Origin of the sequence: Rouxiella silvae (genome assembly GCF_002093625.1) — a bacterium.
GTDB lineage: Bacteria > Pseudomonadota > Gammaproteobacteria > Enterobacterales > Enterobacteriaceae > Rouxiella > Rouxiella silvae.
This window is the reverse complement of the sequence record NZ_MRWD01000064.1, coordinates 20,209-30,472: the sequence shown is the minus strand read 5'-3', so window position 1 is coordinate 30,472 and position 10,264 is coordinate 20,209. Positions and strand designations below refer to the sequence as shown.

General features: G+C 54.4%; 8 protein-coding genes. All 8 read left to right on the top strand.

Features of this window, described 5'->3' with window-relative positions; genetic code table 11:
- The first annotated feature begins 157 nt into the window (after nucleotides 1–157).
- The 8 genes from BS639_RS20860 to BS639_RS20825 all read left to right on the top strand — a co-directional run bounded on the left by BS639_RS20860 (nucleotide 158) and on the right by BS639_RS20825 (nucleotide 10,147).
- Nucleotides 158–790: an RraA family protein gene (locus tag BS639_RS20860; RefSeq protein WP_055772041.1), complete on the top strand. Its 633-nt coding sequence runs from the start codon at nucleotides 158–160 to the stop codon at nucleotides 788–790.
- A gap of 67 nt (nucleotides 791–857) precedes the next feature.
- Nucleotides 858–2,198 (top strand): MFS transporter, encoded by a 1,341-nt coding sequence (locus BS639_RS20855; RefSeq protein ID WP_055772044.1) that lies wholly within the window; start codon nucleotides 858–860, stop codon nucleotides 2,196–2,198.
- 51 nt (nucleotides 2,199–2,249) lie between these two features.
- Complete coding sequence (locus tag BS639_RS20850) at nucleotides 2,250–4,337, top strand: hydantoinase/oxoprolinase family protein (RefSeq protein WP_055772046.1); 2,088 nt, start codon at nucleotides 2,250–2,252, stop codon at nucleotides 4,335–4,337.
- On the top strand, nucleotides 4,337–6,019 hold the full coding sequence (locus tag BS639_RS20845) for a hydantoinase B/oxoprolinase family protein (RefSeq protein WP_055772050.1): 1,683 nt from the start codon (nucleotides 4,337–4,339) through the stop codon (nucleotides 6,017–6,019). Before BS639_RS20850 ends, BS639_RS20845 begins: the two co-directional genes overlap by 1 nt.
- A 2-nt stretch (nucleotides 6,020–6,021) precedes the next feature.
- Nucleotides 6,022–6,813 carry an SDR family oxidoreductase gene (locus BS639_RS20840; protein ID WP_084984213.1) on the top strand — a complete coding sequence of 264 codons (792 nt, stop codon included), beginning with the start codon at nucleotides 6,022–6,024 and terminating at the stop codon, nucleotides 6,811–6,813.
- A gap of 59 nt (nucleotides 6,814–6,872) precedes the next feature.
- Nucleotides 6,873–8,030 (top strand): pyridoxal phosphate-dependent aminotransferase, encoded by a 1,158-nt coding sequence (locus BS639_RS20835; protein ID WP_084984212.1) that lies wholly within the window; start codon nucleotides 6,873–6,875, stop codon nucleotides 8,028–8,030.
- A gap of 31 nt (nucleotides 8,031–8,061) precedes the next feature.
- Nucleotides 8,062–8,679 carry a TetR/AcrR family transcriptional regulator gene (locus tag BS639_RS20830; protein ID WP_055772059.1) on the top strand — a complete coding sequence of 206 codons (618 nt, stop codon included), beginning with the start codon at nucleotides 8,062–8,064 and terminating at the stop codon, nucleotides 8,677–8,679.
- A 196-nt stretch (nucleotides 8,680–8,875) separates the two neighbouring features.
- Nucleotides 8,876–10,147 carry a Glu/Leu/Phe/Val family dehydrogenase gene (locus tag BS639_RS20825; protein WP_084984211.1) on the top strand — a complete coding sequence of 424 codons (1,272 nt, stop codon included), beginning with the start codon at nucleotides 8,876–8,878 and terminating at the stop codon, nucleotides 10,145–10,147.
- The last annotated feature ends 117 nt before the right edge of the window (nucleotides 10,148–10,264 follow it).

Here is a 10,264-nt window from a genome sequence, read left to right as displayed (position 1 = left end):
CACTTTTTGTTTTTTCTAGCTTGAATTTCAGGGTTTATTTTTAAAAGTTGACCAGTTGGTCTTGAAAAAAACATTGAACATTTATTTTTTAAAATGATAAAACATTCTCATTCGATAATTGTTTTTCATTTTATCCCCTACAGTAAGGTCAGAGAAAATGGCATTGGAAACGGCAGAAGTTCGTATTGCTCCGCGTTGGGTTCGCCCTTCTAAAAACTGGCTTGAGGCATTTTCGCCTTTCCCGGTTGCCAATATTGGTGACGCCATGGAGCGATTAAATATGTGTGATGCAGGCATTATCCCCTTAACCACGAATACGGCCTTCACCGGCTTTGCATTTCCGGTGCAGGTTACGGCAGGAGATAACGCGGCGGTGATTAAGGCGCTGGACTACATCGAAGAGGGCGACGTGATGATGATCAACGGCATGGGGCACGTCGATCGCGCTTTAGTTGGCGAACAGCTAACACAGCGTTTTCAACATGCCGGGGCGCGCGGTCAGGTTATCGACGGTGCGGTGCGTGATAAAAAAGTGATCGAATCGACCGGTTTACCGACTTATTCACGTGGCATTAGTCCTGCGGGTCCTTATAAAAACGGACCTGGCGTCATTGGTGAACCCGTGGCAATCGGCGGCGTGGTGTGCTGCGCAGGCGACATCGTGGTGGCCGATGACGACGGCATCATCATTATTCCTTTCTGGAGAGCCGAAGAAGTACTCGAAAAAGTGAAAGAAGTGGCAAGACGCGAAGCTGAGATGACCGCAGAAGTCACCCAGCAGTACCAATAAATCACAGCGTACAAGACCGGCCCGCATGCTGGGCCGGATAACCTCAATACTGTAGCAGGGCAGAACAATGAATAAATCACAGGTTGCATCGATGAATTACGCTTTGCCGGCAAAAGACTCAACAAAAAGCAACGTCGTTAAACGCGCCTCACTGGCTGGCGGCGTGGGTTCGTTTGTTGAGTGGTATGACTACGGCATTTATGGTCTTTTAGTCAGCACTCTGGTGCTGGTTTTTTCCGCCAGCGAGATGAATACCAGCGACGCCGGTTTGATGCTGACGTACCTCGGTTTCACCGTCAGCTTTGTAGTGCGTCCCTTTGGTGGCGTAATTTGTGGGTACCTGGGCGATAAAATGGGCCGCCAGAAATTACTCGCCATCCTGTTGTTAATGATTTCTTTAGCCACCGCAGCCATTGGCCTGTTGCCAAGCTATGCCAGCATCGGCTGGGCGGCACCCGCGCTGCTAATTTTACTGCGCATCGTGCAAGGTTTTTCGGCCGGTGGTGAAGTCTCGGGCGCGGGTTCTTTTGTGGCGGAATACGCCGAAGATGACCGACGTGCCGTGGTGATGTCGCCGCTGGTGATGGGGTCATTTATTGCACTGCTGTTTGGCAGCCTGTTAATTAGCGGCTTAATTAATATCTACGGTGCTGAGGCAATGAGAGCTTGGGTCTGGCGTGTGCCATTCCTGCTTGCCATTCCGATGGCGCTGATTGGCGTTTATATTCGTACCCGTATTCAAGACACGCCACACTTTCAGATGGTTAAGCAAAACAAAGCCGTCGTGCGTAATCCGATCCGCGAAGTATTGACCTCAAAACGTCACCTTAAGGCCATCGCGTTGGCCGTCACACTGCCAGCGGTCAATGGTCCAGGCTACTACGTGCTGTTTGTCTACATGCCAACCTATCTCAACAAAGTGATGCACTTTACGCAGATTCAAAGCCTGATGGTGACCGCCTGCGGTCTGCTGACCATTATTGGCGCCATTCCTATGATGGCCTGGCTCTCTGACCGGCTTGGGCGCAAACCTTTGCTGGTGGCGTCGGCGATTGCCATGGCGGTGCTGGCGTATCCGTGCTTCTGGCTGCTGACGTTGGGCATGATGCCATTGGCCTGTATGGCGGCCATTTTACTGGCCTTTGCCTTTGCCGGACACGCAGCAGTGATACAGGCTACGCTGGCGGAAATGTTCCCGACCAACGTGCGCTACAGCGCCTACAGTATCGGTTTCAACCTATCTACCGTTATTTTTGGCGGTTCCGCACCGCTGCTGATGACCTGGCTTATTGGCCTGACCGGTATAGCCAGTATTCCAAGCTATATGGTGATCCTGACCGCCGCACTGACCCTGATTAGTACTTTTTATCTGAAAGAAACTGCCGGTAAACCGCTGCGCGCGGAGTAGCCCGTACCTGTATGCGTTATCTGAGCAATCTGAACATCTGTCGAGGTAATTATGAAACACGCGTCAACATGGCGAATGGGATTTGATATTGGTGGCACGTTTACCGACTTGGTTTTGCTAAACGATGAAACAGGCGTTGCCCTTCGCCATAAAACGTTGACTACGCCACACGATCCGTCCGAAGGCGCCTACACCGGTTTAACGCAGTTGGTCGAAATGGCGGGGTTGGCGGCGGGGGATATTCACACCATCACCCACGGCACCACGCTGGCGATCAATGCGTTATTGGAGCGTCGCGGTGCTAAAACGGCGTTTGTGGTAACGAAGGGATTTCGTGATGTGCTAGTTCTGGGGCGAGAATATCGTTACGACATTTATGACCTCAATGGTGCACCCGCTGCGCCACTGATCCCACGTTCTCAGGCGTATGAAATCAGTGAGCGAGTGACAAGTTTGGGTGACGTTGTCACGCCACTTGAGGAAGGCGAAGTGGTTGCGCTGGCTGCCACACTGCGCGCTGAAGGTTATGAAGCGGTGGCGGTGCTTTGCATGCACGCCTACGCGTGGCCCGAACATGAAAATCGAATTGAAGCCATTCTAAGTCGTGAACTGCCGGGGGTGTCGATTTCGGTATCGCACAAGGTTTCCCGTGAGATCCGTGAGTACGACCGTGGTGTTCTCACCGCCATGAATGCGTTTGTGCAACCCAAGGCGCGTCATTACATGGCACGCCTGGAACACAAACTGCGCGAAGGGGGGTTTACCTGCGACTGGTTGGTCATGGGCTCTAACGGCGGACTGATGGCTCCACAGGTGGCGGCAGATTACCCTACACGCATTATCGAATCTGGCCCTGCTGGCGGCATTGTCGCAACGGCGGCGTTTGCTCGTAAAAATGGTCATCCGCAGGTACTGGCGTTTGATATGGGCGGCACCACGGCCAAAGCCTGCGTTGTTCGCAACGGCGAACCTTCGATTACCACCGATTATGAAGTGGGCCGCGCCGACCGACTGCTAAAAGGCAGTGGCCTGCCGGTAAAACTTCCGGTGGTAGATATGATTGAAATCGGCGCGGGCGGCGGCAGTATTGCGCGCGTTGACTCGCTCGGCCTGCTTGAAATCGGCCCAGAAAGCGCCAGTGCTTACCCGGGACCCGCCTGCTATGGGCGAGGCGGCGAACTCCCCACCGTGACCGATGCCAATCTTGTCCTCGGGCTGCTTGACCCTGATGCTTTTCTGGGTGGCCGCATGGCGCTCGACGTCTCGGCGGCGCGCAGAGCAATCTCACGCATTGCCGAACCGTTGGGGCTGAGTATTGAAGATGCCGCCTGGGGCATTCATGAAGTTGCTAACAGCAAAATGGCCGAAGCCCTGCGTACCCATTCAGTCGAGAAAAACGTGAGCCCGCACCAGATGACTATGTTGGCATTTGGGGGCGCAGGCCCCAGCCACGCGTGGTCGCTGGCCAAGATCCTCTCAGTCAAAAAAGTCTATTTCCCCAATGGGGCCGGTGTGTATTCCGCCTTCGGCCTACTCACTGCGCCGCCAAGCGCCGACTTTGTGCGCAGCAGTCGCTGCCGGCTTGAGGCTGCAATCGACATGGTCGCCGTGCAAAAAATCTTTGCCGAAGGTTTCGATGAGGCCTTTACCACGCTGGCGGCGGCAAATGTTGACCCTGCCACCGCCAGCACACAAAAGTTGGCCGATGTGCGCTACGTCGGTCAAGGTTCTGAACTGACCGTCACGCTGCCGCAGGCGTTTGAAGAGCAGGCTAACGTTGGCGCATTGATTGCTGCCTTCGAAGAAGCACATTTCGCCCGCTTTGGCCGTACGTTGCCGGGTCAGGGCGTTGAAGTGGTTAACTGGCGTGGACGGGTACAAACCACACCGCCGCTGATGAACACCTCTGACAAACAGGCGCAGCCGGATGAAGGCGCACACGAGAAAACCCTTGCGGTATATCTCGGACGCGACAGCGGCTTCAGCGACTGTCGCGTAGTGCCGCGCAGTCTGATGGTCACCGGCGAGTGGATAGCCGGACCCGCGCTATTGCAGGAAAAAGAGTGTGCGATTTATGTCGGACCGGGCGCATCCGCGATGCTTGATGAACAAGGCAATATTCTGATGGAGCTGAAATAATGACAACCTCAACCCCTGACAACCTGCGTTTTCTCAATGACCCCATCAGTCTGAGGATCACCTGGGACCGCCTGGTCAGTATTTCTGAAGAGGCGGCGGCCACGCTGGTCAACATGGCGTTTTCCAGCATTATTCGTGAAGTGGGCGACTATTCATGCCTATTGATGGACGCCAAGGGCAACTCGTTGGCGCAGCCGAAAACCAGCGTACCGGTGTTTATCGGGACCTTACCGGCGACCGTTCGTCATCTTTTGGCAAAATATCCGGCCGAAACACTCCGGCCTGGCGACAGTTTAGTGACTAACGATCCGTGGTTGGGCACAGGACACCTTAATGACGTCACTATTGTCACGCCGGTGTTTCGTCATGGGCAGTTGGTGGCCTTCACCGGCTCGGCGGCGCACATGTCAGACATTGGTGGATCGCTGAATATGGGCTCTTCTCGTGACATGTTCGAAGAGGGATTTCTCATTCCTCCTAGTAAACTGATGCTTGAGGGCGAAGTTAATCAGCAACTGCTTGACCTGCTGCTGGCCAACGTGCGCTCGCCGGATCAGGTGGAAGGTGACCTGCACGCCATGCTCGCCGCCAATCAGATTGGTGCCAAGGGGCTGTTGGGCCTGATGGACGACCTGAACATCGATTCGGTGGAGCCGCTGGCTGAAAAAATCCATTCTCTGACTGAAAATGCCATGCGTAAGGCTATCGAGGCGGTACCAGACGGGCGTTATGAGGCTGCAGTAGATATTGGTGATTACGAAGGTGACATTCACCTCAACGTGGCAGTTATCGTTGAGGGCAGTAATATCACGATTGACTACGCCGGGTCCTCCGCCGAATCACTGTTTGGCAGCAACTGTCCGATGTCCTTTACCTATGCCTACAGCGTTTACCCACTCAAATGCCTGCTTGAGCCGCATTTACCCAACAACGAAGGCTGTTTCAAGTCGATCACCGTGACGGCGCCGCTGGGTTCAATCGCCAACGCCCGTCCGCCTTGCGCCGTGGAAATGCGCAACCGCGTGGGGCACATGGCGCACGCCGCCATCTTCACCGCATTGTCTGAAATTATGCCTGACCGCGTAATGGGCCACTCAGGCAGTGCGCCGGTGACCTGTGACGTGTTTGCCGGTCAGTTCGACGACGGTCGCCGCTTCGTTGAAAGCCTGTGCGTTAACGGTGGAACGGGGGCAAGACCTGCGGCAGACGGTATTGTAACCGGCTTCCCAGGCAATATGTCCTCAACGCCGGTTGAGCTTATCGAGTCCTCGACGCCGCTGCTGTTTACCGAAAAGTCGATTGTACCGGACTCTGGCGGTGCAGGGCGCTATCGCGGCGGCGTGGCCCAACGCATGGTTATCCGCAATACCAGCAAATTCCCCCTGTCGCACAGCATGTTCTACTCGCGTCAAAAGCATCCGGCGCAGGGCGTGTTGGGAGGAGAAGCCGGGGCACCAAACTTTATCGCCATTAACGGCAAACAGCTTGAGAAGCCGGTTGGTCGTCACGACGTGCTGCCCGGCGATGAAGTCACCATTCAGATGCCCGGCGGCGGCGGTAAAAGCCCGGTGGCAGAACGCAGTAAGGCGGCCATCCTGTTTGATTTACAGGAAGGCTATATCACCGAAGAAGGCGCCCTGCGTGACTATGGCGTCTCCACTGAAGCGTTAAAAAGAGGCTAATTATGGATACGCTACAAGGAAAAGTAGTCATCGTGACCGGTGCTGGCAGCGGTATAGGCAAGTGTTCAGCGGAGCTGTTGGCCGCGCGGGGTGCAAAAGTGGTGCTGGTTGGTCGCCGTATTGAGGTGCTTGAAGGCGTTGCTCAGGCCATTCGTGAAAAGGGCGGAGATGCCTGGAGCCGTGCCACACACATTGAAGACAAACAGCAGGTTCAGGCACTGATTAGTTGGGTGAACGACGAGCTGGGGTCGGTCGATATTCTGGTTAATAACGCCGGAAGCGCCAGCAAAACCCTGAATGCCCGCTGGATTGAAGAAGATGAGTGGCAACAGGTGCAGGACGTCAATCTTAAAGCGGTGTTTCTGCTGACGCAGGCGGTGCTGCCGGACATGCTGGCCAAAAAGAACGGCACCATTATTACGGTCTCCTCATTGGCGGCGCTGCGTCCTAATTTGCTGGGCGGGGCAGCCTACGGTGCGGCCAAGGCCGGTGTGCGCAACTTTATGACCTATCTGCACAATACTTTTCGCAACGACGGTATCCGCTCAACCTGTATTTTACCGGGCGAAGTGAATACCCCCATTATGGACAACCGCGCCAATCCGCCGACGCAAAATATACGCGACAACATGGTGCAGCCGGAAGACGTCGCCGAAGCGGTGCTGCTGTGCGCGGGTCTGCCCGCTCGCACGGTAATCGAAGAGCTGATTGTTGCGCCGACGTTTATGCGCGATATCTCGGGCGACCTCGAGCTAAGCCGCTGGAAGGGCGCACCTGCGGGACTGAGCGATTAATAAGCGCGTCTCGTCAGGCTATGAATATTCGTTGATGACTGCATAAATCAAGGTGAAACATGTCTTCTTTAACTAAAAAGTTTATCGCGGCCGAAGCCGTACTGCGTATTGAACGTACCTCATTGCGGGTACAACAGCCGGCATCCAGCGGTGATATGGTCTCACTGGCGATGGGCGAACCGGACTTTGATACCCCGCCACGCATTGTTGAGGCAGCCGCCCAGGCGTTGAGGAACGGCTTCACCCACTATGCGCCACTGCTGGGTGATAAACTGCTGTGCGAAGCGCTGGCCGAAGAAGTGTCGGCGCAGTCCGGCTTTCCGGTCAAGCAGGGCGAAGTGTTGGTCACTCACGGCGGCACAGCGGGACTGGCGGCGGCAATTTTGTCTATCGTCAATCCCGGTGACCGCGTAGTTATCCCTGACCCGACCTATTCTTTGTACGCTGATTTGGTGAATATGGCGGGAGGCGTTTGTGTGCCGATGCCTTGCAAGGCCGATTTACATTGGGATCTCGACCGTTTGGCCAGCAGCTTGGAGGGCGCCAAGCTGTTTGTATTCTGTAACCCGGGTAATCCTACCGGCATAGTGCACACCCGTGAAGAGATTGAAACACTCGGACGTTTGGTCAATCAGCACGACACGCTGGTGATTGCCGATGAGGCTTACAGTGACTTGGTATTCACCGGTAAGCCTTTCACGTCAGTGCTACAGGTGCCTGCTTTTCGGGGGCGTACGTTATTTTGCCAAACTTTTTCAAAGAGTTATGCAATGACTGGCTGGCGCGTTGGCTATCTCGCAGGCCCGGCCGATATGATTGCAGCGGCGGCCCGCGTGCACAACAGCGTCAACGGTTCGGTAAATACAGCGGTGCAGCGCGCAGCGGTTGTCGCGCTCAAGGAGTGCAAAGATGACGTCAAACGAATGTATGATGTCTATCGCGAACGTCGTATTCTGATGATGGAAGGGCTGCTGGCGATACCTGGGTTAAAGCTTAATGAACCTGAAGGCGCATTTTACTGCTTCCCCTCTTATTCATTGCCTATTCCTGCCATTGATATGGTTGCGCTGCTGCGCGAACAGGGAATTGCCGTGCGACCGGGCAGTGAGTTTGGCGCCGCCGGAGAAGGCCATTTACGTCTGTCCTACGCCGCCAGTAAAGAAGCGATTGTCGAAGGCGTTAAACGGCTCAAGCGTGGTCTGGCGTCACTTGGATAAGTAAAGATACACACCATAGGCAGAGAGTGAAATGGCAAAAACGATGCGCAGTGATACCGAAAGGAACCGTAAAAATCTGATCCAGGCTGCTGCACGGCTGTTTGAAGTCGTCGAAGGGCCTATCAGTATGACGGAAATCGCCAATGAAGCCGGTGTTTCAGTGGCTACCGCATACCGCCAATTTGCCTCGGTAGAGGAGGTCTTAAATACCTATCGGCAAGAGGTGGGCCAACTGCTGCTTGAATACAGTGAAAAGCTCAGAGGCAGCGGGCTTGAAAGGCTTGAACAGGTCAGCCGCTACTGGGTAAAACTGGTGCGACAGCGCGGCGCAGCAATGGTGCCCATGCGTAATCGTCGTGGTTACCTTGAGCGCCTGTGGGAAGGTGCGGAATATCTGTTGGTGCAGGCCAACGCCGTGCGACCCGCGCTGCGCGATTCGATGCAGGAAATGGACCTTCCGGATATCGGCGATAAGGCCGTATTCCTGTGGAACATCCTGTTCGATCCACGAGAGATTTTTGATTTGATTGACACCGTAGGGCTAAGTGAAAAACAGGTAGGCACTCAACTTATGTCAGTATTAATCGGTGGGCTGCGCGGTTTTGCGGTGGCTAACACTTTCTCCGTAGACGAGTGCCGAGTTAAATAGCGGAGTAGCATAATGATTAAATAAGGGGCCGCAGATACGGTCTGCGGCCCCTTATTATCTTATTAGTCATTGGCTCTTTCTTATTCACTCTACGCGGTGTAATACGCTTTAAAATAAATACTTATTTTTATTATCACCCCCGGTGAGGATTTCCTTCGCCTGTATTAAGAGCATCCCCTAATTAAGAGGTTAAATAATGACTGCGCTTTCTTACGTTTCGGACGAAGCAGATTCCGCCTGGGCAACCTATTTGGCACAGGTTGAACGTGTACTGCCTTATCTCGGCGATTTGACCCGCTGGGCCGACACCTTACGCCATCCCAAACGCGCATTAATCGTTGATATTCCGCTGGAGATGGACGACGGTAGCGTGCGCCATTTTGAGGGATATCGCGTGCAGCATAATCTGTCACGCGGTCCGGGCAAGGGCGGCGTTCGTTTTCATCCCGACGTCACGCTCGAAGAAGTGATGGCGCTTTCCGCCTGGATGACCATTAAAAGCGCGGTGCTTAATCTGCCATTTGGCGGTGCTAAAGGCGGGGTGAGGGTGGATCCGCGCGAGCTGTCAATTAAAGAGCTTGAAAGACTCACTCGGCGCTATACCAGTGAAATTGGCAATATCATTGGGCCGCAGCAGGATATTCCTGCACCGGACGTCGGCACCAATGCGCAGGTCATGGCGTGGATGATGGACACGTATTCCATGAACGTGGGGGCCACTACCACCGGCGTAGTGACCGGCAAGCCTGTGCACCTCGGCGGCTCATTGGGCAGAGTTAAAGCCACAGGCCGAGGCGTTTTTGTGACTGGCATGGCGGCGGCTCAGCGTATTGGGTTAGAGGTCAAAGCGTGCCGCGTGGCGGTGCAGGGATTCGGCAACGTCGGCAGCGTTTCTGCCGAGCTATTTTATCAGCGCGGAGCTAAAATTGTGGCGATTCAGGACCACAGCGGCAGCTTATATCGTGAAGAGGGCATTGATATCCCAGCTTTGCTGACCTGGCAGCGCGAGCACGGAAGTATTGCCGGGTTTACCCAGGCCGAGAACATTCGTCATGAGGCTTTTTGGCTTAAGTCTTTCGATATTCTCATTCCTGCCGCCCTCGAGGGACAAATTACCGAGGCGCGGGCCAGCGCACTGAGCTGCAAGCTGGTGTTGGAAGGGGCGAACGGGCCCACGCTGCCTGCTGCGGATGATATTTTGCGTAAACGCCAGATTACCGTGGTGCCCGATGTCATTTGCAACGCCGGTGGGGTAACCGTGAGCTATTTCGAATGGGTGCAGGACTTTTCCAGCTTTTTCTGGACTGAAGAGGAAATAAACCAACGCCTCGACAGCATAATGAACGACGCCCTCATTGCCGTATGGAATAAAGCCGAGAGTTTGAACGTGACATTGCGCACCGCAGCCTACGCCGTCGCCTGTGAGCGTATTTTAATGGCGCGTAAAGACCGCGGTTTATATCCCTAAATCCCCCCGCCTGACGGCGGGTTTTTTAATCGTGTAATTGTGCTAAGCATCGCTGTTTTACGCATTTAACTTTGTATTTTCCCTTGCGCATAATGTCACTACACCACTTTCATGCTT

Bases quoted from the DNA above. Each gene is read 5' to 3' on its own strand.
- BS639_RS20840 (WP_084984213.1), top strand. From the start codon at position 6,022: ATGGATACGCTACAAGGAAAAGTAGTCATCGTGACCGGTGCTGGCAGC.
- BS639_RS20850 (WP_055772046.1), top strand. From the start codon at position 2,250: ATGAAACACGCGTCAACATGGCGAATGGGATTTGATATTGGTGGCACG.
- BS639_RS20825 (WP_084984211.1), top strand. From the start codon at position 8,876: ATGACTGCGCTTTCTTACGTTTCGGACGAAGCAGATTCCGCCTGGGCA.
- BS639_RS20835 (WP_084984212.1), top strand. From the start codon at position 6,873: ATGTCTTCTTTAACTAAAAAGTTTATCGCGGCCGAAGCCGTACTGCGT.
- BS639_RS20830 (WP_055772059.1), top strand. From the start codon at position 8,062: ATGGCAAAAACGATGCGCAGTGATACCGAAAGGAACCGTAAAAATCTG.
- BS639_RS20860 (WP_055772041.1), top strand. From the start codon at position 158: ATGGCATTGGAAACGGCAGAAGTTCGTATTGCTCCGCGTTGGGTTCGC.
- BS639_RS20855 (WP_055772044.1), top strand. From the start codon at position 858: ATGAATAAATCACAGGTTGCATCGATGAATTACGCTTTGCCGGCAAAA.
- BS639_RS20845 (WP_055772050.1), top strand. From the start codon at position 4,337: ATGACAACCTCAACCCCTGACAACCTGCGTTTTCTCAATGACCCCATC.